At 65.5% G+C, this 23,046-nt stretch carries 20 protein-coding genes and 2 tRNA genes; 8 read left to right on the top strand and 14 right to left on the bottom strand.

Annotated features, from left to right (window positions below):
* The first annotated feature begins 22 nt into the window (after nucleotides 1-22).
* Together ilvC and ilvD are read left to right on the top strand one after the other, a co-directional pair.
* On the top strand, nucleotides 23-1,042 hold the full coding sequence (ilvC, locus tag B5G12_RS03800; RefSeq protein WP_087230816.1) for a ketol-acid reductoisomerase: 1,020 nt from the start codon (nucleotides 23-25) through the stop codon (nucleotides 1,040-1,042).
* Nucleotides 1,043-1,193: 151 nt separating this feature from the next.
* On the top strand, nucleotides 1,194-2,852 hold the full coding sequence (gene ilvD / locus B5G12_RS03795) for a dihydroxy-acid dehydratase (protein WP_087323925.1): 1,659 nt from the start codon (nucleotides 1,194-1,196) through the stop codon (nucleotides 2,850-2,852).
* A 221-nt stretch (nucleotides 2,853-3,073) separates the two neighbouring features.
* Here ilvD and B5G12_RS03790 read toward each other — a convergent pair.
* The 4 genes from B5G12_RS03790 to B5G12_RS03775 all read right to left on the bottom strand — a co-directional run bounded on the left by B5G12_RS03790 (nucleotide 3,074) and on the right by B5G12_RS03775 (nucleotide 6,273).
* Nucleotides 3,074-3,144: transfer RNA gene (locus B5G12_RS03790), tRNA-Gln, on the bottom strand.
* A gap of 78 nt (nucleotides 3,145-3,222) precedes the next feature.
* Nucleotides 3,223-4,617: a sigma-70 family RNA polymerase sigma factor gene (locus B5G12_RS03785; RefSeq protein WP_087323923.1), complete on the bottom strand. Its 1,395-nt coding sequence runs from the start codon at nucleotides 4,615-4,617 to the stop codon at nucleotides 3,223-3,225.
* Between the two features lie 45 nt (nucleotides 4,618-4,662).
* Nucleotides 4,663-5,571: an elongation factor P 5-aminopentanone reductase gene (ymfI, locus tag B5G12_RS03780; protein ID WP_242955918.1), complete on the bottom strand. Its 909-nt coding sequence runs from the start codon at nucleotides 5,569-5,571 to the stop codon at nucleotides 4,663-4,665.
* Nucleotides 5,572-5,775: 204 nt separating this feature from the next.
* Nucleotides 5,776-6,273 carry a nucleoside deaminase gene (locus tag B5G12_RS03775; protein WP_087323921.1) on the bottom strand — a complete coding sequence of 166 codons (498 nt, stop codon included), beginning with the start codon at nucleotides 6,271-6,273 and terminating at the stop codon, nucleotides 5,776-5,778.
* Between the two features lie 178 nt (nucleotides 6,274-6,451).
* On the opposite strand from B5G12_RS03775, the gene B5G12_RS03770 reads away from it, so the two are divergent.
* Nucleotides 6,452-7,306, top strand: coding sequence for a DegV family protein (locus B5G12_RS03770; RefSeq protein ID WP_087323919.1), 855 nt, complete (start codon nucleotides 6,452-6,454; stop codon nucleotides 7,304-7,306).
* Nucleotides 7,307-7,362: 56 nt separating this feature from the next.
* Here B5G12_RS03770 and B5G12_RS03765 read toward each other — a convergent pair whose 3' ends face one another.
* The 4 genes from B5G12_RS03765 to B5G12_RS03750 all read right to left on the bottom strand — a co-directional run bounded on the left by B5G12_RS03765 (nucleotide 7,363) and on the right by B5G12_RS03750 (nucleotide 11,202).
* Nucleotides 7,363-8,148, bottom strand: a complete 786-nt coding sequence (locus tag B5G12_RS03765) for a sulfite exporter TauE/SafE family protein (RefSeq protein ID WP_242955917.1) — start codon at nucleotides 8,146-8,148, stop codon at nucleotides 7,363-7,365.
* Nucleotides 8,149-8,169: 21 nt separating this feature from the next.
* Nucleotides 8,170-9,051 (bottom strand): serine hydrolase, encoded by an 882-nt coding sequence (locus B5G12_RS03760; protein WP_087230835.1) that lies wholly within the window; start codon nucleotides 9,049-9,051, stop codon nucleotides 8,170-8,172.
* Nucleotides 9,052-9,085: 34 nt separating this feature from the next.
* Nucleotides 9,086-10,075 (bottom strand): dipeptidase, encoded by a 990-nt coding sequence (locus B5G12_RS03755; protein ID WP_087323915.1) that lies wholly within the window; start codon nucleotides 10,073-10,075, stop codon nucleotides 9,086-9,088.
* A 164-nt stretch (nucleotides 10,076-10,239) separates the two neighbouring features.
* A complete protein-coding gene (locus B5G12_RS03750; protein WP_242955916.1) occupies nucleotides 10,240-11,202 on the bottom strand; it encodes a C40 family peptidase in 963 nt (320 codons plus the stop codon).
* Between the two features lie 283 nt (nucleotides 11,203-11,485).
* Between B5G12_RS03750 and B5G12_RS03745 the strand changes: the two genes are divergently transcribed.
* Both B5G12_RS03745 and B5G12_RS03740 read left to right on the top strand, forming a co-directional pair.
* Nucleotides 11,486-13,240 carry an ABC transporter ATP-binding protein gene (locus B5G12_RS03745; RefSeq protein WP_087323913.1) on the top strand — a complete coding sequence of 585 codons (1,755 nt, stop codon included), beginning with the start codon at nucleotides 11,486-11,488 and terminating at the stop codon, nucleotides 13,238-13,240.
* Entirely contained in the window at nucleotides 13,215-15,059 is a 1,845-nt protein-coding gene (locus B5G12_RS03740; protein WP_087323911.1) for an ABC transporter ATP-binding protein, read from the top strand. Before B5G12_RS03745 ends, B5G12_RS03740 begins: the two co-directional genes overlap by 26 nt.
* A gap of 55 nt (nucleotides 15,060-15,114) precedes the next feature.
* Here B5G12_RS03740 and B5G12_RS03735 read toward each other — a convergent pair whose 3' ends face one another.
* Complete coding sequence (locus B5G12_RS03735) at nucleotides 15,115-16,479, bottom strand: sensor histidine kinase (RefSeq protein WP_087323909.1); 1,365 nt, start codon at nucleotides 16,477-16,479, stop codon at nucleotides 15,115-15,117.
* Entirely contained in the window at nucleotides 16,476-17,183 is a 708-nt protein-coding gene (locus B5G12_RS03730) for a response regulator transcription factor (RefSeq protein ID WP_087230850.1), read from the bottom strand. Before B5G12_RS03730 ends, B5G12_RS03735 begins: the two co-directional genes overlap by 4 nt.
* Before the next feature lie 182 nt (nucleotides 17,184-17,365).
* On the opposite strand from B5G12_RS03730, the gene B5G12_RS03725 reads away from it, so the two are divergent.
* Nucleotides 17,366-18,070 (top strand): transglycosylase domain-containing protein, encoded by a 705-nt coding sequence (locus B5G12_RS03725; protein WP_087323907.1) that lies wholly within the window; start codon nucleotides 17,366-17,368, stop codon nucleotides 18,068-18,070.
* Between the two features lie 69 nt (nucleotides 18,071-18,139).
* Here the strand turns inward: B5G12_RS03725 and B5G12_RS03720 are convergent.
* Nucleotides 18,140-18,215 (bottom strand) — tRNA-Pro (locus B5G12_RS03720).
* A 58-nt stretch (nucleotides 18,216-18,273) separates the two neighbouring features.
* Here B5G12_RS03720 and B5G12_RS03715 point away from each other — a divergent pair.
* Together B5G12_RS03715 and B5G12_RS03710 are read left to right on the top strand one after the other, a co-directional pair.
* Nucleotides 18,274-18,753, top strand: a complete 480-nt coding sequence (locus B5G12_RS03715) for an HAD domain-containing protein (RefSeq protein ID WP_087323905.1) — start codon at nucleotides 18,274-18,276, stop codon at nucleotides 18,751-18,753.
* A gap of 22 nt (nucleotides 18,754-18,775) precedes the next feature.
* Complete coding sequence (locus B5G12_RS03710) at nucleotides 18,776-19,153, top strand: PH domain-containing protein (RefSeq protein WP_087230858.1); 378 nt, start codon at nucleotides 18,776-18,778, stop codon at nucleotides 19,151-19,153.
* A 76-nt stretch (nucleotides 19,154-19,229) separates the two neighbouring features.
* Here the strand turns inward: B5G12_RS03710 and B5G12_RS03705 are convergent, their stop codons facing one another.
* The 3 genes from B5G12_RS03705 to B5G12_RS03695 are packed head-to-tail and all read right to left on the bottom strand — an operon-like array spanning nucleotide 19,230 to nucleotide 23,021.
* Complete coding sequence (locus tag B5G12_RS03705) at nucleotides 19,230-19,844, bottom strand: ribonuclease M5 (protein WP_143406944.1); 615 nt, start codon at nucleotides 19,842-19,844, stop codon at nucleotides 19,230-19,232.
* Nucleotides 19,841-20,866 carry a DNA polymerase III subunit delta gene (gene holA, locus B5G12_RS03700; RefSeq protein WP_087323903.1) on the bottom strand — a complete coding sequence of 342 codons (1,026 nt, stop codon included), beginning with the start codon at nucleotides 20,864-20,866 and terminating at the stop codon, nucleotides 19,841-19,843. The genes B5G12_RS03705 and holA overlap by 4 nt, the downstream gene beginning before the upstream one ends.
* A 25-nt stretch (nucleotides 20,867-20,891) precedes the next feature.
* Entirely contained in the window at nucleotides 20,892-23,021 is a 2,130-nt protein-coding gene (locus tag B5G12_RS03695) for a ComEC/Rec2 family competence protein (RefSeq protein WP_087323901.1), read from the bottom strand.
* Between the last annotated feature and the right edge of the window lie 25 nt (nucleotides 23,022-23,046).

Genomic DNA, 23,046 nt, shown 5'->3' with positions numbered 1-23,046 from the left:
AAACAGCAAAAGGAGAACGATTATGGCGATCAAGAAGTATTACGACAGCGACTGCAACCTGGGCATCCTGGACGGCAAGACGGTGGCCGTCATCGGCTTTGGCAGCCAGGGCCATGCCCATTCGGAGAACCTGGCCGAGAGCGGCGTGAACGTGGTGGTGGGCCTGCGCAAGGGTTCGAGCCACTGGGTCAAGGCCGAGGAGTTCGCCGCTTCCCATCCCAACTTCAAGGTGATGGAAGTGGAGCAGGCCGCCCAGGCCGGCGACGTGGTGATGATGCTGGTGCCCGATGAGCTGTGCGCCGACATCTACAACAAGCAGGTGGCCCCCTATATGACCGAGGGCAAGGCCCTGGCTTTTGCACACGGCTTCAACATCCACTTCAAGACCATCACCGCCCCCAAGAATGTGGACGTCATCATGATCGCCCCCAAGGGCCCCGGCCACATCGTCCGCCGTCTGTACACCGAGGGTGAGGGCTGCCCCAGCCTGATCTGCGTGGAGCAGGACTACACCGGCAAGGCCAAGGAGATCGCCCTGGCTTACGCTTCCGGCATCGGTGCGGGCCGCGCCGGCATCCTGGAGACCACCTTCCGCGAGGAGACCGAGACCGACCTGTTCGGCGAGCAGGCCGTGCTGTGCGGCGGCGTCTGCGAGCTGATCCACGCCGGCTTCGACACCCTGGTGGAGGCCGGCTACGCCCCCGAGATGGCCTACTTTGAGACCTGCCATGAGATGAAGCTGATCGTTGACCTGATCAACGAGGGCGGCTTCTCCAAGATGCGCTACTCCATCTCCAACACCGCCGAGTACGGCGACTACCGCACCGGCAAGCGGCTGATCACCGAGGAGACCCGCAAGGAGATGAAGAAGATCCTGTCCGAGATCCAGGACGGCACCTTTGCTTCCGAGTTCCTCACCGAGATGAGCGACAAGGGCGGCCGCAAGGTCCACTTCCTGGCACAGCGCCGGATGCAGGCCGAGCACCCCATCGAGAAGGTGGGCGCTGAGCTGCGCAGCATGATGAGCTGGCTGAAGAAATAACCACACGCCGGCCCCGGCGGCCCGGGGTGCATCTGAATCCCCGCTCTGCGCGCCCCTGCCCGGATGCAGGCGGCGGCCAGGCGCCGGAAACGGTTCGGAGCACCCCTGTGCCGGGGCCGGTTTTGTATGTCCAAGGAAGGAGACCACCCCCATGAGAAGCGACAATGTGAAAAAGGGCTCGGAGCGCGCCCCCAACCGCAGCCTGTTCTATGCCCTGGGCTACACCCCCGAGGAACTGGACCGTCCCCTGATCGGCGTCATCTCGGCTTACAGCGAGATCGTGCCCGGCCATATGAACCTGGACAAGATCGCCGACGCGGTCAAGGCCGGGGTCCAGATGGCGGGGGGCACCCCCATCCTGATGCCCGCCATCGGGGTGTGCGACGGCATCGCCATGGGCCATGTGGGCATGAAATACAGCCTGCCCAGCCGGGAACTGATCTGCGACAGCGTCGAGACCATGTGCCAGGCCCACCAGCTGGACGGCCTGGTGCTGGTGCCCAACTGCGACAAGATCGTGCCCGGCATGGTGATGGCGGCCTGCCGGCTGGATGTACCCGCCGTGGTATGTTCGGGCGGGCCCATGCTGGCCGGCACCTATGGCGGCGAGGAAGTCAGCCTGAGCAAGATGTTCGAGGCGGTAGGCGCCTACAAGGCCGGGATGATCACCGACGCCCAGCTGGAGGACTGCACCTGCAACTGCTGCCCCAGCTGCGGCAGCTGCTCGGGCATGTACACCGCCAACAGCATGAACTGCCTGTGCGAGGCGGTGGGCATCGCCCTGCCCGGCAACGGCACCATCCCCGCCGTCTACTCCAAGCGGCTGCAGCTGGCCAAGCACGCGGGCATGGCCGTGATGGACCTGGTTCGCAAGGGGGTCACTGCACGCCAGATCATCAACGAGCGCTCCCTGCGCAACGCACTGACCTGCGATATGGCCCTGGGCTGCTCCACCAACACGGTGCTGCACCTGCTGGCCATCGCCCATGAGGCGGGCGTCCCCATCGACCTGGCCATGTTCAACGAGATCTCGGCCCGCACCCCCAACCTCTGCCACCTGGCTCCCGCCGGCCCCACCCATATGCCGGATCTGTACGCGGCAGGCGGCATCCCGGCGGTACAGGCCGAGCTGGCCAAGAAGGGCCTGCTGGATCTGGACGTCCCCACCGTCACCGGCAAGACCCTGGGTGAGAACATCGCCGGCGCCCACATCCTGGACGAGAAGGCCATCCGGCCCATCGACGATCCTTACAGCCCGACCGGCGGCCTGCAGATCCTGTGGGGCAACATCGCCCCCGACGGCTGTGTGGTCAAGCGCAGCGCCGTGGCGCCCGAGATGCAGACCCACAGCGGCCCGGCCCGTGTATTCAACAGCGAGGAGGAGGCCATCACCGCCATCTACGCCGGCAAGATCGTGCCCGGGGACGTGGTGGTCATCCGGTACGAAGGCCCCCGCGGCGGCCCCGGGATGCGGGAGATGCTCAACCCCACCTCGGCCCTGGCCGGCATGAAGCTGGACACCACCGTGGCCCTGATCACCGACGGGCGTTTCTCGGGCGCGAGCCGCGGCGCCGCCATCGGCCATGTCAGCCCTGAGGCTGCCGCCGGCGGCCCCATCGGCCTGATCGAGGAGGGCGACACCATCACCATCGACATCCCCAACGCCAAGATCACACTGGAAGTGTCGGAGGAGGAGCTGGCCGCCCGCAAGGAGCGCTATACAGCGCCCCAGCCCAACGTCCAGTCGGGCTGGCTGAGCCGCTATGCCCGCATGGTCACCAGCGCCAATTTCGGCGCAGTGCTGAAGTAAGCCGGCGCAAGATCCATCCGCTGCCCGGAGATCCGTTCGACCCCAAACGGGCCGCGCAGACCAAAGCAAGAGATCCAACAAACGCCCCTGTGCTGCACCTTGACGGTGTGACACAGGGGCGTTTTTGCGGACTTTTTCGAATCGCCTGCAAACAGGCCGCAAAAACAAAAACCCCGCATGGACACTTGGTTTTTCAAGCATCCATGCGGGGTCTTATCAAGTTGCGCCAGCAGGAGTCGAACCTGCGATGGGGGAGTCAAAGTCCCCTGCCTTACCGCTTGGCGATGGCGCATTGCAAGCACGGCGGGCCCGGGCGGACACGCCGTGCATCGTCATTCAGTATACCACAAACGGCTGCCGGATGCAACCATTACTCGATCAAGCCGTTGAGCAAGGTCAGGCATTTGCGGCTGTGCAGCTTGCGGATGGCCTTGGCCTCGATCTGGCGTACACGCTCGCGGGTGACGCCAAAGTCCCGGCCCACTTCTTCCAGGGTGCGGGGACGGCCGTCGTCCAGGCCGAAGCGCAGCCGGATCACCTTTTCTTCCCGGGGGGTCAGGCTCTTGAGGGCCAGGTTGATCTGCTGGGCCACCATGGCGCGGTCTGCGGCCTTGCCGGGGGCCTCGGCGTTCTCGTCGGCCACAAAGTCTCCCAGAGAGGAATCTTCTTCCTCGCCCACAGGGCTTTCCAGGCTGGCGGGCTCCTGGGCCATCCGCTGGATCTCCCGCACCCGCTCCACCGTCATATCCATGGCCTTGGCCAGTTCCTCGGCGGTGGGCTCATGGCCGTTCTGGTAGACCAGCTGGCTGGTGGCCTGGCGCATCCGGTTGATGGTCTCCACCATATGGACCGGGATGCGGATGGTGCGGGCCTGGTCCGCGATGGCGCGGGTGATGGCCTGCCGGATCCACCAGGTGGCATAGGTGGAAAAGCGGAAACCGCGGGCGCAGTCGAACTTTTCGGCCGCCTTGATCAGGCCGATGTTCCCCTCCTGAATGAGGTCCAGGAAAGCCAGATTGTGGCCCACATGTTTTTTGGCGATGGACACGACCAGGCGCAGGTTGGCCTCACTGAGGCTGCGGCGGGCGTTCAGACCGTCCTGCCGGGCCTTCAGCAGCTCCTCCCGCTTTTCATCGCTCAGAGGGCCGTCCTCCACAGCCTCCATGGCTTCCTTTTCCTCGGCGGCGTCCTCAGCGGCATCCTCGGGGCTTTCCTTGTCCCGGCGGTCCTCCGTGTCCTCTGCATCCTCCGGCTCCTCATAGTCGGGGGAATTTTCGTCCTCCTCAAAGGAGAAGCGGGCGGTATTCTTTTTGATGTAATCGGGGCGGTTGTACTTGCGGCGGTCGGCCTGCAGGATGCGGGCCGCCTCGGCGCCCGCGTGGATGCGGCGGCTCAGCTCCACCTCCTGCTCCGCCGACAGCAGGGGGATCTGGCCGATCTGCTTCAGGTAATTCTTGACGGGGTCGTCCAGCAGCTCATCCATGGCGGCCTTCAGATCGGCAGGGTTCTCCTCGATGTGGTCGTCCTCCGGTTCATCGTAGTCGGTCTCGTTGGCGCTGTTCTCGGCGCTCTCCACCTCGGCCAGGATGCTGTCCACATCCAGCGCGGCCTCGTTCTCCTGGATCTTGATGCCCCGTTCTTCCAGAATGGTGTACAGGCTTTCGGTATCCAGACCGCACTCCTGGGCCAGTGCGCGCACTTCGTCGGCGTTGACGGTGCCATCGCTTGCGCCCTTGCGCAGCATCTCTTTTAAGGTCATGCCCATAATAATCTCTCCTTTTTCCTCAACAGGCCAGCGGGGGACGGCGGATCATATCACCAGACCGCCGTTCACCCCAAACACCTGCCCCGTGATGTACCCGGCTTCTTCCCCTGCCAGGAAAAGCAGGGCCCGGGCCACCTCCTGGGGGCTGCCCAGACGCCCCACCGGGGTCTCCTCCGCCAATGCCTGACGGTCTGCCGGGGTAAAGGCGGCCATCATATCGGTGTCGATGACCCCGGGGGCCACGCAGTTGACGGTGATGCCGCTGGGGCCTTCTTCCCGCGCCAGGGCCTTGGTCAGGCCGATCAGGCCAGCCTTGGCGGCGGAATAGTGCACCTCGCAGCTGCCGCCGGTCTGGCCCCACATACTGCTCACCGTCAGGATCCGTCCCCATTTGCGGCGGATCATGCCGGGCAGGGCCAGCTGGCACAGATGGAACGCGCCGGTCAGGTTGACGTCCAGCATATGCTGCCATTCCTCCGGGGTGATGTCGGTGAACAGCTTTTGCTGGGCAATGCCGGCATTGCAGACCAGGATGTCCACATGGCCCAGCATCGCCTCCGCCGCGGCAAAGGCCGCCTCACAGGCAGGGCGGCTGGCCACATCGCATTGCAGCGCGACACAGCCGGGCAGGCTTGCCTCCAGGTCCGCCGCCGCCTGGGCGTTGGTGTGGTAGAGCACCGCCACCCGATACCCCGCCTGATAAAAGGCGCGGGCCGCAGCGGCGCCGATGCCCCGGTCCCCGCCCGATACCAGCACGCCCCGGCCCGGCGTGTGCCGGGCTGCCGCAGCAGACGGCGCCTGTTCCGGGCGGACCTGGGGCACAGGCTCTGCTGCCGGCTCTGTCTTGGGCGCCTCTGCGGCAGGGGCCGGATCTGCAGAGGCCGCAGCGGAAGGCTCATGGTCCTCCGCGGGGGGGTCCAGATCAAAAGTCAGCTCAAAATCATCTTCGCGCATGGGCTTTTTCTCCTGCTTGATAAATCGGCTGCCGATGCTTCACAGGGCCTGCCCCTGTGCCCGCTGCCGCGCCGCCTGAACTGCATCCGCCGGAATCGCCGGCCCTGCGGCATTTTTGAGCATAAAAGCGGGAACATTCGGCAAAATACCATCGTATATTATACACCATCGGCGCGAAAAAAGAAAGAGGGTGTAAAAAAATTGTCATTCTTTTGTCTCGGGATCTTTGGGGCGCCATTTTTTCCGCGTGCCGCGCTGGGCCCGCAGGCGCACAAAGAACTCTGCCAGCAAAGCCGAAGCCTCCTCTGCCCGCAGCCCTCCTTCCACCGCCGGATGGTGGTTGAAAGGCAGGGCAAACAGGTCGGTCACCGAACCGCAGCACCCGGCTTTGGGGTCGGCGGCGCCGTATACCACCCGCCGGATGCGGCTGTTGAGAATGGCGCCCGCGCACATGGGACAGGGCTCCAGGGTGACGAACAGCTCGCATTCCCACAGCCGCCAGCCCCCCAAAGCCTTGCAGGCCCGGTCGATGGCCAGCAGCTCGGCATGGTGGACCGCGTTGCGCTCGGTCTCCCGCGTGTTGTGGGCAGCGGCTACGATCTCGCCCCGGCGGGCCACCACCGCACCCACCGGCACTTCTCCCAGGGCGGCGGCCTTCTCCGCCTCGGCCAGGGCCGCGCCCATCAGCTCATGATCTGTCATGCAGGGTCCTCCTTTTAAAATGTTCGCATATGCGCCGCAAAACGCGGCATGACCATTTTGTTCAAAGAATTGACTTTCCGGCGGATGGCCGGTATACTATACACAGCCTGCACCTGTTGCGGCGCAGGGAGAGAGAGGGCCGGGCATCCCCTGCCCGTTAGGGAGGTAAAAGAAACGTATGGTACGCATCCTGACCGATTCCGCAGCCGACTTCACACCCGCCGAGGCGGAGAAGCTGGGCATCATTGTCATTCCCCTGAACGTCACCTTTGAGGACGGGTCTGTCATCCGGGACAGCATCGACATGACCCCCGACGAATACTACCAGGCCTTGAGCCGCTGCAAGAAGCTGCCCACCACCAGCCAGCCCAGCCCGGCCCTGTTTGAGCACGCCTTTGCCCAGGCGGCCGCCGAGGGGGACCAGGTGGTGGCCATCCTGATCTCCGAGAAGCTGTCCGGCACCTGTCAGTCGGCCCGGCTCGGGGCCGAGATGGCCGGCTGTGACAACGTATTCGTGATCGACAGCACCACCGCCACCCTGGCCCAGGCTTTGCTGGTGCGGCTGGCCGTCCGTCTGCGGGACGAGGGCAAACCGGCCGCCCAGATCGTGGCTGCCATCGAGCAGGCCAAAAAGCACGTCCATCTGGCCGCCGTCATCGACGACCTGAACTACCTGCGCAAAGGCGGCCGCCTGCCGGCGGGCGTGGCCTTTGCCGGCGGGATGCTGGGGGTCAAACCTCTGATCGCCGTGGCGGAAGGCAAGGTCAAGCTGATCGGCAGCGCCCGGGGCCTGCCCGGAGCCTATGTGGCCCTCTTTAAAAAGGTAGAGGGGATGGGTGGGGTCAATCCCCGGTTCGAGACGGCCGCCTTCTACACCGAGAACCCCCGGGAGGTGGAGCCCATCCAGACCTATCTGACCCACAACCTGCATCTGCCCCAGCCCCATCTGGGCCAGATCGGCTGCGTCATCGGCACCCACGCGGGGCCGGGGGCCTTTGCGGTGTCCTTCTTCGACCCGGATCTCACGTTGTAACCACGATAAAACACAGGGCCAGCCGTACTTGCTACGACTGGCCTTTTTGATTGGATTCAGGCCAGGCCCGCAGCCTGGGCGGTCAGGCGGCCCAGCAGCAGCACCAGCACCACCAGCATCATGGGGCGGATCACCTTGGCGCCGCCCCGCAGAGCCAGACGGCTGCCGATCAGGTTGCCCACGATGCCGCTGATGGCGCAGGGGATGGCGATGTGGAACACCACCAGGCCCGAGGCCAGATAGGTCACCAGGCTGGCATAGTTGCTGGCCAGGTTGAGAAGTTTGGCGTTGCCGCTGGCCCGGCGCATATCGTACCCCATAAGGGTGCTGAACGCAATGATGGCAAAGGTGCCGGTGCCCGGGCCAAACAGACCGTCGTAGCATCCGATGCCCACGCCGATGGCCAGGGCCTGGGCTATCCTGGCCCGGGTCAGCGGGCAGTCGCCGCAGTCGCGGTCGGGGCGCTTCCACTGGGTCAGGATGACCACCGCCGCCACCGGCAGGATGCACAGCATCATCAGGCGCAGCACGCCGTCGCTGAGCCACACGGCCAGATGACTGCCCGCGGCGCTGCCTACAAAGCTGCCCGCCGCCGCCAGCAGGCCCACCTGCAGGTCCACCGCGCCGCCCCGGAAAAATTTGGCCGTGGCAAAGGTGGTGCCGCAGGCGGCGCTGAATTTGTTGGTCCCATAGGTATAGTGCACCGGCAGCCCCGCAAACAGGTAGGCCGGCAGGCTGATCAGTCCGCCGCCTCCCGCCGCCGAGTCCACCACCCCGGCAAAACCGGTCATACAGATCAAAAAGAGCAGCATCGGGCTGCTTACCGTAATATCACCCATCATAATCTCCCTCTGCGTTGTATTTCAAAACCGGCGCTCCGCTCCATCCGACGGACCGGTCAGCCACAGGCTGCCCTCACAGGCCAGCACCTGGTCCAGCACCATACGGCTGACCCTGGCCCCATACACCATGGCCGGATGGGCGTTGTACTCGATGATGTCCTCAAAGTTCTTGTTCATCAGCACGATGACGTATTCCCCATAGGGGGTGTGTACGATGCCGCCGTCGTTGCGGCAGGCGTTCATGCTGCCGCTCTTGCTGGCCACCCAGATCAGTTCCGGGTCGCCGGTCTCCTCGCAGTCCAGGTAGTAGGGCGGGAAATCGGCCGTCAGCATGGTGTTGTAGTGCTGGGCCCGGAAAATGGTCAGCATCTCCCGGCTGGCCTGGGGACTGACCAGGCTGCCCCGGGCCACCTGCGCGAACAGGCTGCCGTAATCCCGGGGCGTGGTGGTGCCCAGCTGGCTGTACCGGTCAAAGTGGAGGGTGTTGTGCAGCACGGTGTGCGCAAAGCCCAGCTCCCGGATGCAGCGGTTGATCTGGTCCAGGCCCAGGTAATCGATGATCATATTGGTGGCGATGTTGTCCGAGCAAATGATCATCAGGGTGGCGGCATCCTTCACCTTGAGGGCCGCCCCCACCCCCAGGGCCCGCAGCATCCCCGAGCCATCCACAAAGTGCTGGGGCTGGTAGGTGATCCGGTCCTCCAGGCTGGCCTGGCCCCGGCTGGCCTGCAGATACAGGGCCGCCAGGATGTAGGCCTTGATGGTGGATGCCGTTTCAAAGGGCTCGTCCGCCCCGATCTCCACCGTGTGCCCCCGCAGGTCGTCCAGGTAGACGCTCATCTGCCCGCGGTATGAGTACAGTTCGGCGGCGATCCGCTTTTCCAGGGTCATATTTTTATCCATATTGTTGTTATACCTCGTTTTTGTCCTGCGTGTATCATAGGTTTTCCTCAAAGAATCGCCGGGCGTTGCGCCAGAAGATCCCCTCCACCTGGTCCTCCGAGAAGCCCTCTGCCCGCAGCGCATCCGCCAGCACGGGCAGTTTGGAGCAGTCGTCCATCTCCAAAGGGCCGCCGATGCCGTCAAAATCGCTGCCCAGGGCGATCATCTCCGCTCCGCCCACCTGTCGGAAGTGGGCCGCGTGCTTTGCGATCAGGGCCGCCGTGCTGCGGCAGGCAGCCGGGTCGGGCTGGTCGTCCAGGAAGGCGGTGCAGTAGTTCAGCCCCGCGATGCAGCCCCGCCGGGCCATGGCCCGGATCATCTCGTCGGTGAGGTTGCGGCAGTGGGGAGCCAGGGCGCGGCAATTGGAGTGACTGGCCGCAAAGGGGCGGGTGCTGTGCTGCACGACGTCCCAGAATCCCTTGTCCGACAGGTGGCTGACATCCACGATCATGTGCAGCCGCTCCATCTCTGCCAGAAAAGCCAGGCCCGTCCCGGTCAGGCCATGCAGGTTGTCCGGGGGACAGGGCCACAGGAAGGGGCCCTTCTCCTTGACATTGGAGGCTGCCAGCTGGTTGTCGTAGTTCCAAGTGAGGGTCATCATGCGCACCCCCAGTTCGTACAGGCGGCGCAGCACCCCCAGGCTGCCCTTGCAGCAGCCCCCCTCCTCCACCGTCAGCATGGCGCTGATCCTGCCGGCGTCGGCGTTGCGGCGGATGTCGGCGGCGGTGTACACCGGCGCGATGCGGTCCGGGTAGGCCGCCATCAACTCCTTGAAGATGTCGATCTCCTCCAGGGCGGTCACCAGGGGGTCATCCTCTGCCCCCAGATTCACAAAAGCCGCAAAGCATTGCAGCATATAGTCCCCCGCCTCCAGCTTGGCCAGGTCGATGTGCAGTCCATTGCGGGCAAAGCTGAGGGGCCGGCCCGCCTGCCGGGCATGGCGCAACTCGCTGAGGGTGTCGCAGTGCAGATCCCAAACTTTCATACCGTTCTTCCTTTCCGTCCTCCAGGGTGCATCCGAGAAGTCAAACATGCTGAGAGATTCGCCAAAAAGCGCCAGCTGCAAGGCGCATGAGCGCTGCGCTTCTCCATGGAATGCAACGCGGCAGATGGAGCTTTTTGGCAGAATAGAACAGCGTGGGGGCGTTTTCAGATACACCCTAGTACCGTGCCCACGGCGGTCAGCTTCTGGTCCAGGTCGGCGCGGTAGATGCCGCTGGCCGGGTCCAGGCTGTTGTACACCACGCCGCCGCTGGCCGCCGCCCCGGTGGAATGGATGTACAGCCCTTCCCCCAGGTACAGGGCGATATGCCCCGGGAAATAAAGGGCGTCCCCCGGGCGCATCTTTTCCCGTGGGATGGAGCGCATGGGCCAGCCCGGCTTGATCTGGGCGTTGCGGTAGATCAGCACCCCGTTCTGCATATAGACGCTGCTGACCAGGCCCGAACAGTCCAGGCCGCTGCCGGCCCGGCCGCCCCAGCGGTACTGCGCTCCCAGGTACTTTCGGGCCGTCTCGCACAGCGCCCGGCGGAAAGCCCCGGGGTCTCCCCCGTGCCACCGGTCCAGAGCGCGGCGCACCAGCTGCCCCGGCTCCACGCCCAGAGCCTGGGCCAGGGCATCGTCAAAGGGCAGGCCCTCCCGCTGGGTAAAGACCGCGTCCTCCTCCCAGCACAGAGGCTCCAAAGACCTGTCCCACACCCAGGCGGCGCGGCCGTCGGCCAGAAGCACCCGGGTCCAGCCGTCGGGCTTTTCGGCACAGGGGGCCAGCCGCAGCCGGGCGCCCCGCTCCACTGTCAGCAGTGGGATGCCCGCCACCTGGGGACAGCTGAGCAGGTCGGCGGTGCGGGCCGCCATCACGGCGGGGGCCGCCAGATAGGCCTGCATCTGCTCCCGGGTCAAAAAGCGCAGGCTGTCCCGGGCCGCATAGCCCGGATACCCATAGAAGGTGCGCACCCGCACCATCTCCCCCGCGTCCTCCAGCACCTGACAGCTCTGGCCGTAGAGGCCCTGGTCCCCGATGGCCGAGACGGTCTGGCCGTCCTGCCCCGGCATGGTGGGCTGGGGCAGGTCGTAAATGGTCACCGCCGGGCGGTCAAACACAGCATATTGCACAAGGATAGCCCCCTTTCTTTGTTCAGGCCTTCATTGTAGCATTCCATACCGAAAATTGCAATAAGACACCCCCGGTCATTCGACAAAAAATCGCGGGTGCTGGAATCCTGCCGTCCCATCTGGTACAATGGTATAAAGCCGCCACCGGCATCATCTTCGACTGGAACGCCGATCTGCGGCGGTGACCGGCGGCGCGGCCGGATATTGACAAACCCTACCGCCGCGCTATAATAAAGGGACCAAGCCCGGTCTGCCGGGCGAATACGCGGGAAGAAGGTATGCTATGAACGATTTGAAACGTCTGTTTGGCTATATGGGTCCCTACCGCCGGGACATGGCCCTGGGGATGCTGCTGGTGGTGATCGAGACCAGCTTTGAGCTGGTGATCCCGGTGCTGATGAGCGACATCATCGACCAGGGCGTGGCCCGGGGGGACGTGGGCTGCATCCTGCGCATCGGAGTGGAAATGTCCCTGTGCGCGCTCCTAGCCCTGGTCACCGGGCTTTTGTATGCGCGGTATGCCGCCCGGGCCTCCTACGGGTTCGGCGCACGGATCCGCGGGGCCGAGTACGCCAAGGTGCAGCAGTACGCCTTTGGCAACCTGGACCACTTTGAGACTTCTTCCCTCATCACCCGGATGACCACCGACGTCACCGTGCTGCAGAACGCCATCAACGGCGGCTTCCGCCCTCTGGTGCGGGGCCCTTCCATGCTGGTGCTGGGCATCGTCCTGTCCTTTATGATGAGCCCCCGGCTGGCGGTGGTGTTCTTTGTCTGCGGGCCGGTGCTGGGGGTGGTGCTGTTCTTTGTGGTGCGGCGCATCGCCCCCATGTACACCCGGCTGCAGCAGTCGATGGACCATCTGAACAACGTGGTGCAGGAGTGCCTCACCGCCATCCGGGCTGTCAAAGCCTTCGTGCGGGGGGAGTATGAGGAGGAGAAGTTCCGCCAGGTCAACACCGAGCTGATGGACACCAGCCTTTCCACCTTCCGCACCGCGGTGCTCAACCTGCCCGCCTTCCAGCTGACCATGTACGCCGCCATGGTGCTGATCCTCTGGTTCGGGGGGAACATGATCCTGCACGGCAGCCTGACGGTGGGCCGGCTGACCAGCTTCCTCAGCTATGTGCTGCAGGTGATGAACTCCCTGATGATGATCTCCAACGTCTTTCTGCTGATGACCCGCTCGCTGGCCAGCGCCCGCCGGGTGGCGCAGGTGCTGGACGAGCCGGTCGAGCTGACCAGCCCCAAACACCCCGTCACCGACATCCCCGACGGCGGGGTCCGGTTCGAGCACGTCTCCTTCAAATACCATCCCGACGCGGCGGAATACGCCCTGGCGGACATCGACCTGGACATTGCCCCGGGGCAGACCGTGGGCATCCTGGGCGGCACCGGCAGCGCCAAATCCACCCTGGTCCAGCTGATCCCCCGGCTGTACGATGCCACCGAAGGCCGGGTGCTGGTGGGCGGCCGGGACGTGCGGGACTACGACCTGACGGCCCTGCGGGACGCCGTGGGGATCGTGCTGCAAAAGAACGTCCTGTTCTCGGGCACGGTGCGGGACAACCTTCTCTGGGGCGACCCCGGCGCCGGCGACGACGCCCTGTGGGATGCCTGCCGGGCGGCCTGCGCCGATGAGTTCGTGCAGCGGATGCCGGGCGGCCTGGACGCCGACCTCGGCCAGGGAGGCGTCAATGTCTCGGGCGGGCAGAAGCAGCGCCTGTGCATCGCCCGCACCCTGCTGAAAAAGCCCAGGGTCCTGATCTTCGACGATTCGGTCAGCGCGGTGGACACCGCCACCGAGGCGAAGATCCGCAAGGCCCTCGGCGCCCTGGAGGGGGTCACCAAGATCATCATTGCACAGCGGGTCACCTCGGTGATGGCCACCGACAAGATCGTGGTGCTGGAGGACGGGCGCATCCATGCGGTGGGCACCCACCAGCAGCTGCTGGCCGGCGACCCCATCTACCAGGAGATCTATCACTCGCAGATGAAAGGAGGCAGCCCCGATGCCGGCACGGCAGATCACCGGTAAAAAGCCCAAGGATTTTTGGGCCACCCTCAAGACCCTGCTGTCCTATATGGGGCGGCATAAATTCCTCTTCCTGGCGGTGGCGGTGCTGGTCACCGTCAGCGCGCTGGGCAACCTGCTGGGCACCTATATGATCCGCCCGGTGGTCAACAGCGTGGGCGCCGGGGACGTGGACGCCCTGGCCCGGGGGGTCATGGCCACCGCCGTCATCTGCGGCATCGGGGCCCTGGCCGCCTTCGGCTACACCCAGACCATGGTCTACGCGGCCCAGAAGGTGCTGTACGACATCCGCCGGGACCTGTTCGCCCACATCCAGTCCCTGCCGCTGCGTTTTTTTGACACCCAGCTCCACGGCGATATCATGAGCTATTTCACCAACGATGTGGACACGGTGGCCGACGCGCTGAACAACAGCTTTGCCATGACCATCCAGAGCTTCATCCAGATGACCGGCACCCTGGTGCTGCTGTTCGTGCTCAACTGGCGCCTGTCCCTCATCGTGGTGGTGGGCTATGCGGCCATGTTCCTCTACATCCGTTACAGCGCCAGGCGCAGCACCGCCTACTACACCACCCAGCAGAAGGCGCTGGGGGACGTGAACGGCTACATCGAGGAGATGGTCAGCGGCCAAAAGGTGATCAAGGTCTTCAACCACGAGCCCGAGAACCTGCGCCAGTTCGAAGTGCGGAACGAGGCGCTGCGCAAAGCAGGCACCGGCGCCCAGAGCTATGCCGCCACCATGGTGCCCGCCGTGGTCAGCATCTCCTATATCAACTACGCCATCGTGGCGGTGGTGGGGGGCCTGATGGCCCTGGCCGGCATGACCGATATCGGCAGCCTGTCCAGTTACCTGGTCTTTGTGCGGCAGGCGGCCATGCCCATCAACCAGTTCACCCAGCAGAGCAACTTCCTGCTGGCTGCCATGGCCGGCGCCGAGCGCATCTTTGAGGCCATGCACCTGCCCTCCGAGACGGACGACGGTAAGATCCGCCTGGTGAACGCGGAGGAAAAGGACGGCGTCCTGACCGCCTGCGCCCACAAGACCGGACGCTGGGCCTGGCAGAAGCCGGACGGGCAGCTGGTGCCCCTGCGGGGGGATGTGCGGTTCCATGACGTGACCTTCAGCTATCAGCCCGGCCACCCCATTTTGCAGCACATCAGCCTGTATGCCAAGCCTGGTCAGAAGATCGCCTTTGTGGGCTCCACCGGCGCCGGCAAGACCACCATCACCAACCTGATCAACCGCTTTTACGACATCGACGCGGGAAGCGTCACCTACGACGGCATCGATGTGCGGGACATCCAAAAGGATTCCCTCCGCCGCTCCCTGGGCATCGTGCTGCAGGACACCCATCTGTTCACCGGTACCATTGCCGACAACATCCGCTTCGGCAAGCTGGACGCCACCCGGGAGGAGATCGTCGCCGCCGCCAAAATCGCCAACGCCGACAGCTTCATCCGCCGCCTGCCCCAGGGCTACGACACCCGCATCACCTCAGACGGCGCAAGCCTCTCCCAGGGGCAGCGGCAGCTTTTGGCCATTGCCCGGGCGGCCGTGGCCGATCCGCCGGTGCTGATCCTGGATGAAGCCACCAGCTCCATCGACACCCGCACCGAGTCCCTGATCGAAAAAGGGATGGACCGGCTGATGGAGGGCCGCACCGTGTTCGTCATCGCCCACCGTCTGTCCACCGTCCGCAACGCCAACGCCATCATGGTGCTGGAGCACGGCCGGATCGTGGAGCGCGGCGACCACGACGACTTGCTGGCCCAGAAGGGCGAATACTATCAGCTCTACAACGGTATGTTCGAGCTGAGCTGAAAGATGCAAAAGACCCTGCCTGTACACCCAGGCAGGGTCTTTTTGTCTGTTTTTTTCACGCGGGCAGGTGCACCGTCACGGTCAGGCCGTGGGGCTGGGTCTGGGCGAAGTGCAGCCTGGCCCTGTGGGCCTGGACGATCTGGCGCACGATCCGCAGGCCCAGCCCATGCTCCGCCCCGCCGGGGACTGCCGCCTGGGTGCTGGCCACCGGCGCGCCCCGGTTCAGGCTGGCCAGCCGCTGGGGGCTGACCCCCACCCCGTCGTCCGTTACGGTGAAGCAGCAGCCGCCCCCCGCGTCCGGCGTCACCGACACGGCGATGCGGCAGCCCTCGGGGTTGTGGTCGATGCAGTTGCGCACCAGATTGAACAGCATCCGTTCCAGCAGGGCCCCGTCCCCCGCCACCGTCATCCGGCAGTCCGGGTCCGTCTCGGCAAATTCCAGGACATAGCGGTCGGGCAGGCCGCTGTTCAGCACTTCGCTCACCGCCTGGCGGGCCAGCTCCACCGGGTCCAGGGGCTTGCGCTCCACCGGCCGCAGGGCGTATTCCAGCTTGGTGGTCAGATTCAGGTCGGCCACCAGACTGGTCAGTTTTTCGCCCTGGCGGCGGATCACACCGGCCTGGCTGCGGGCCGCTTCGGGCAGGGCCGGGTCCTCCTCCAGCTGGCTGGCATACCCCAGGATCACCGACAGCGGGGTCCGGATGTCGTGGGAGATCCCCCGGATCCACTCGGCGCGGGTGTTGTCCTTCTGGGCGATGTAGGATGCGGCGCGGTTCAGGCTGGCGCTGATCTCGGCCAGCTCCCCCACTTCCTTCAGGGTCTGGGGCTTGCCGTCGGCCAGGCCCCGGATGGCGTTCAGGATGGGCCCCATGGCCTTTTCCACCCGGCGGGTGCTGCGGATGAACAGTCCCACCACCAGCAGAAGGTTTGTGTAAAAGATGGCGCTGGCCAGCACGGTCAGCAGGTCCATATAATCCCGGTCCAGCGAGACATAGTATTTGACCATCGACCCTTTGGGACTGCCCACCACCACCAGGCTGCCGTCCTCCTGGGCCCATACCGTCACCGGCCAGTCCTCCAGATACGACCGGCTGAAGCGGGCGATATCCCCTGCGGTATAGGGGTGGTCCAGCTCCTGGGGCAGCCGGTATTTCCAGGCCACCTGGCCGACAGGGTCCAGCACCATGGCCCAGGCCTCCCGCTCATCCAGCATCTGCTGGCCCACCACATTCACCTTCCAGTCCCCGCCGCTCCCGGTCAGGTTGTCGCAGAAAGCGGAGATGGAAAAGGCGGTGGGCACGGTCATCTCCCCCACCAGCAAAAGCCCCGCCAGCACCGCCACATTGGCCGCGAACAGCAGTGCCAGCAGCCCCAGCGTGGAAAACACATACCGGCGGAAAAACCGCTCCACCCCGTTCATCGCGCCGTCCCCTTGGGGTCGGGCAGATCCAGCCGGTAGCCCAGCCCCTTCACCGTCACAATGGACACCGGCCTGGAGGGGTTCGACTCGATCTTTTCCCGCAGGTGGCGGATATGGGTGGCCAGGGTGCTCTCATAGCCCTGCCATACCGGCCCGCACACGGCTTCGCACAGGGCCCCGGTGGTGACGATGCGGCCGGCATTCTCGTACAGCTTGCGGAACAGCAGCAGTTCCTTGGCGGTGAGGGGATAGCTGTCCTGGCCCCGGCGGGCGGTGGCGGTGCCCAGATCCACGCTGGCCGCCGCCAGCTGCACCCGGCCCCCGGTGTCCGGGCAGGTGCGCCGCAGGATGGCCTGGGCGCGGAACAGCAGTTCCCGCGGAAGGAAGGGCTTGGCCAGGTAATCGTCCGCTCCCGCCTCAAAGCCCGCGAATTTGTCCTCGGCCTCGCCCCGGGCGGTCAGCATCAAAACCGGCACCCGGCTGTCCTGCCGCAGGGCGCGCAGTACCGCAAAGCCATCGATATCGGGCAGCATCACATCCAGGATCACCAGGTCCGGCATGGCCTGGCGGCACAGTGCCAGGGCTTCGGCCCCTGTACCCGCCGTCAGCACCTGACCATAGCCCGCCCGGGCAAAGATCCCCTGCACCATCTGGCGCAGCTCGGCCTCGTCATCCACGATCAGGATGGTCTTATCTTTGTTCATATGGGCACCTCCCCTTTTGCCCTATTGTACCACAGCCGCCGCCCAAGGCACAGCCCGCCGGGGCATTCTCAAGCAAAACTTAATCTGTCCCCCCTCGACAGAAGGCCGGCGTCGTGTTAAGATAGAAAAAACACAGCCCGACGCAGGCTGTGTCCATCCTGATTTTCCTGTGAGGTACCGCCATGAGGATCATCCGCAAACTGTTCACCCGGCTGCTGCTGCTCGTACTGGCCGCGGCGGTGGCCGTGTGCTGCCTGGTGGGCGCCGGAGGCTACCGGATGTACCGGGCGGCCCTGGCCCAGCAGAGCCTGCAGGACCGGGTGGCCGGCATCCGGGCCCAGCCGGGCTATACCCCCCTGGATCAGCTGCCCCAGCTGTATCTGGACGCGGTGGTGGCCGTGGAGGACCGCCGATTCTATCAGCACGCGGGCATCGACCCCATCGCCATCGTGCGGGCTGCGGTGCATGACCTCTCCACCGGCACCCTGGACCAGGGAGGCAGCACCATCACCCAGCAGGTGGCCAAAAACCTGTTTTTCACCCAGGAAAAACAGTTCGTCCGCAAGGCGGCGGAGGTCTTTATGGCCTTCGCACTGGAGGACAGCTATTCCAAGGACGACATCCTGGAACTGTATGTCAACACCATCTATTTCGGGGACGGATACTATGGCATCCACGATGCCGCACAGGGGTATTTCGGCCAGCCGCCCGCCGCCCTGACCCCCTATCAGTCCACACTTCTGGCGGGCATTCCCAACGCTCCTTCGGTGTACTCGCTCACCGCCCGGCCCGACCTGGCCGCCCAGCGCCAGCAGTACGTACTGCGGCAGATGGTCCGCAACGGCTATCTCACCCAGGCCCAGGCGGACGCCATCGTCCCTTCGTAGTGCAGATCTCTGTCCCCGCACATCAAAAAACTGCCGGCCGGCCCCTCGGGCCTCACCGGCAGCGGTTCCTGGTCGGAGTGGCGAGACTCGAACTCGCGGCCTCCTGCTCCCAAAGCAGGCGCGCTACCAACTGCGCAACACCCCGGAACATCCTTCTTAGTATAACGCGTTTGACCTGTTTCGTCAACTGGGAGGCGGCATTTATGCCCGTGCTTTTTCTCGATATCGACGGGGTGTTGTGCACCCCGCGCAGCACCCGGCTGGACTGGCTGCTGCGCCGTCCCATAGACCGTCCGTCCCTGGACCCCCTTGCCCTGCACCGGCTGGGCAGGCTGGTACGGCGCGCCGGGGCGCGGGTGGTGCTGTCCTCTTCCTGGCGGTACGGCTTTGACAGCGAGGATCCTCTGGTCCGCCGCATCCTGCAAAATCTTTCTTCTATCCTGGCCGCCCACGGCGCGCCGCTGGACGGGATGGCTCCTGTGCTGGGCCTGTCCAAAGGCGAGGAGATCGCCGCCTGGCTGGCGGATGCCCCTGCCGGGCCCTATGCCATCCTGGACGACCGGGCCGACGAGTTTACCGCTGCGCCTCAGCTGCGGCCGCATCTGGTGCTGGTGGACAGCCGTTATGGGCTGCGCCGCCGGGACTGCCGCCAGGCTCTGGCCCTGCTGGGACAAAATTTTTGATCCATCCAAGGAGGTATCAACCATGATCGACTTTGAAAATCCGTCTTTCCTCAAGCTGCGCCCGGTCAGTGATTCCAAGCTGGCGCGTCTGGTGAGCCCCCTGCTCTGCCCCGGCGAGCAGATCATCCAGGAATTCCAGAGCGTACGGGACGGGGTGATCTTCACCGACCGGCGTGTCATCGCCATCAACATCCAGGGCGTCACCGGGATGAAAAAAGCCTACACCATCCTGCCTTACAAGCGGGTGCAGGCCTTTGCCATCGAGACCGCCGGCATCGGTGATCTGGACGCCGAGCTGCAGCTGTGGTATTCCGGGTTGGGCACGGTCCGTTTCGAGCTGCTGGCAGGCAGCGATCTGGCAGCCCTCTGTCAGGCCATCGAGACGGGACTGGAAGCCTGAGCGCATCCGGGACTACGCTACACAAACAGCCAGGGACAGGCCCCTTCTGAGGTCGTCCCTGGCTTTCGTTTTTGTCTTACAGCAGTTCCAGCTGGGCCAGCAGGCCGTCCAGCTGTTCGAAGGTGTACAGGCGGTTGAACACCTCCAGCATCTCTTTTTTGGACAGGCGGGGCGGCAGGCCCAGGGCCTCCAGCAGGCGGTATTTCCGCTGGACGGCTCCTGCCGTGCCCGACAGCCCCCAGTCGTACAGATCCCCGTAGGTGATCGCCCGGCCCTGGGGGGCGGGGGCCTCCTGGCCGTCCTCCCCTTCGGGGCCCAGCGCCTGGCGCAGGCTGCACAGCACCACCTCGTCGGGCACCCCTTCCACCCCCAGCAGGCCCTCCTTGCCAGGGGCAGCCTTGCGGCGCTCCTTGCCGGGCATGGCCGGGATATAGGCCTGGGCCACATATTTCGCGCCCACCAGATTGGTGATGTAGGTGCGGATCTGGAACCCCGCCCGGTCCGAGTCGGTCAAAAGGATCAGGCCGTTTTTTCTGGCCAGCTCTTTGAGCAGCCTCTGGCGCTTTTTATCCGAGAAGATGGCAAACCCCCCGGTCAGAAGGATCATGGCGTCGGTCAGACGGGCCAGGCGGGCCGCGTCGTATTTGCCCTCCACCACCAGCACCCGGCTGGTGTGCAGCCGGCCGCTCACTGGCTGCCTCCCGCCAGGGCCAGGCGGCACAGGGCCGTCTCCAGCAGCACCTGCGGACTGACCGGCTGGCTCTTGAGGGCCTGGTCCAGTTCCAGCAGCACCTGAAGGCAGGCTTTCAGCTGGGGCAGGGTGTAGCCCGCTGCCGTCTGGGCCGACTTTTTCAGACGGTAGTCGCTGCCCTTGTAGCCAAAGTCCTTGAACACGGCGCTGTAATTCTTTTTGTTCTGCTGCCCCAGTTTGACCCGGTACAGATCCACATAGCTGCCGATCATGGCCGCGGTGATGGCGATGGGCTCCTGGCCCAGCCGCAGCAGGATATGCAGCTTTTTGCAGGCGGCGGCCGCATTTTTGCCGGTGACCATCCGCACCATCTCAAAGACGTCCGCCTCCAGGCTGACCACCCCCGCCTCCGCCACCATGGCCGGGGTGATGGTCTGGTAGCCCGACAGGGCCGCCAGCTTGTCCACCTCGTTCTCCAGCAGATAGGGGTCCTCGCCGCAGCGCTCCAGCAGAGCGGTCAGGGCGGGCCCTGTCAGCTGGGCGCCCTGGGCCTGGGCCCGTTCGGCCGCCATCTGGCGCAGCTCGGTGGGCCCGGGACGGGCCATCTCCTCCGCATAGCCCAGTTTTTTGCACTGGGCCACCAGGCGCTGGGCCCGTTTGCCCGGCTTGGGCTTGCCGGTGCGGTCGGCCTCAAAGACGCTGCCCAGCACCAGCACAGCGTTTTCCAGGCTGGCCACCGTATCCATAAAGGCTTCCAGATCTTTTTCGCCGTAGGCCCCGGGATCCAGTTCCGGCAGGCATACCACCCGCCGGGTCCCAAAAAAGGAAATGGTCCCCGCCGCCATGATCAGCTGTTCCACCTGGGGGGCGGCTCCGTCCAGCACCGTCACTTCCTCCCCGTCGGCCAGCACCCGGCAGGCCAGGCGCACCGCCTGGCGCACCAGATATCCCTCGCTGGAATAAAAATAGAACACCGGACAGCCCTGCCGGGCCAAGTCCGCCAGTTTGCTCTCTGTGGGCATCCGCTTCGCCTCCTGTCTGTGTGTATCATGGGATCGCCTTTGCGCCGCCCTCCGGACGCAGCCGCAGGATGCGGGCAGGCGGCTGCTCCATCCAGTCATAGGCAGAAGCAGCCAGCACGCCCTGTGCCTCAAAGGCGGCGCTTTCCGTCCGTCCTGCCAGCAGCCAGTCCACCGGCTGGGGCCGGCCAAGCCAGACCCCCTGGGTGGCCGCGCCGATCTGCCAGGGGCCCACCGTCACCCGGGCGGCGTTGCCTGTCTTCAGATGGACCATCTCCACCTGGATGTCCCCGCAGGCAATGCGGTAATCTCTCAGCTCCCAGCTCTCGCCCAGCCCCTGCACCGTGACGGTGCGGGCCGCGTCGGGGCGGTCGCGGTAGCCCGGCTGGGTGCGCAGGTCCACCAGCCAGTCGGCCTGACGGATCCCCCGGCGCTCCAGGGCCTGCTCCACGGCGGCCTGTCCGCCCTGATAGAGCACCACCGCCCGGCCGTCCTGTACCAGAACCGCCGAAGGCCCGCTGCCCACCGCGACCACCTCCACCACGCCCTGGCTCAGCCAGGAGCTGGCGCTCAGACTTACAGCCCCTACCAGCACCACGGCGTACAGACAGTGGACAGGCCTTATCTTCCAGCGGCGGGCCAGCAGGCACAATCCCATCAGCACCAGGCAGACCACCGCCGCATAGTGGGTATCAAAGGAGAGCTCGGCCCGGGGCCAGGCAGCTGCCATCCGGGCCCAGCCGTTCAGGATGCGCACCAGGACCCCGGCGCCCCAAGCGCACAGGTGGTACAGGGGCTGCAGCCCGGCCCACAGGCCCAGCAAAGCCGCCGCGATGCCCAGCACCATCAGCGGCTCCACCAGCCACAGGATCAGCACCCCCGACACCAGGGCATAGGGGCTTGCACTGAGGCCCCGCAGCACCAGCACCGGGAAGGTGGCTGCCGACGCGCACACCGAGATGCACCCCGCCTCCCAGAAGCTCCGTCCCAGCCGTCCCAGAAAGGCCGCAGCCCCGTTCCCATACGGCAGGGGATCTTGGGGCGGCAGGATATCCCTGGCCAGGGCGGCCCCGGCCAGGGTGCCCGCCACCGCCGCAAAGGACAGCTGAAAGCCCACATCGCACACCGCATAGCTGTTGAAAGCGCTCATGACCAGCCCGGCCGCAGCCAGGCTGGTCAGCGGGTCGGAGGGGGCCAGCAGCCATACGCCCAGCGCGCCGATGACCACCGCCGCCACCGCACGCAGCACCGACGGCGTAAACCCGGTGATCCCGCACAGCAGCACGGCCAGACATACCGGCCACAGGGCCGCCAGCCGCTGCCGCCACAGGATCCCGGCGTGCCAGCCGCCCACCGCGGGCCGGGGCGCCGCCTGCTCCTCCCGGGCCAGACACAGACCCAGGCGGCGGTAGACGCGGGAGCCGCTCCGTCCCGGCAGGAAGATGGCCAGCTTCTGGCCCCGGTCCAGCCAGCGGCGCTTCTCCAGCAGACCCGGCTTCAAAAAGCCGCACAGCAGGGTGACGTGCATTCCGCTGACCACCAGCACATGGCTCAGGCCTGCCGCCCGGTAGTCATCGTTCAGCTCCTGGCTGATGCGGGTGCGGTCCCCTACGATCATGGCCGCCAGGGCTCCGGCCTCGTCCCCCTCCAGCTCCCGGCAGAGGGCGTCGCTGAGGCGGGTCTGCAGCCGCGCCGACCAGGCCCGGAATCCGGGCGCCGGGCCGGCCGTCTCGAACCGCCGCTTGTAGTAGGCGTCGAACGCCGCCCCATCGGCATAGCGGTCCGCCCGGCTGTCCATGGACGGCGCCTCCAGCAAAAACCGCCCCGTGATCCGGTCCCCGGCCTGGCACAAGGGCAGATCGTCGCACCAGCAGCAGAAATCCGCCGCCTCGCCGTTTGCCGTCTGTACCCGCAGCCTGGCCCGCACCGTATCCTGGGTGTAGCCGGGGCGCAGATCCTCCACGCAGGCGGTCAGGTCCACCAATTCTCCGTCGTACCGTTCGGTCCACACCGCAAAGCGGGCCGCTGTCTGCCAGCTGAACGCCGCCCCCAGCACCGCCCCGGCCAGAAGCCACAGGCCATAGCCCCGGGCCTGGCGGCCCAAAGCCAGCAGCGCGGCGCAAAAGATGGCAAAAAGAGCCGCAAGCGGCCAAACCACCTGCGGCTCAAAGGCAGCTGTCAGC

It is taken from the genome of Faecalibacterium sp. An58 (assembly GCF_002161515.1).
In the GTDB taxonomy this organism is placed as follows: Bacteria; Bacillota; Clostridia; order Oscillospirales; family Ruminococcaceae; genus Faecalibacterium; species Faecalibacterium avium.
The sequence above is the reverse complement of the archived record's forward strand: the minus strand, read 5'-3'. Positions and strand labels throughout refer to the sequence as shown.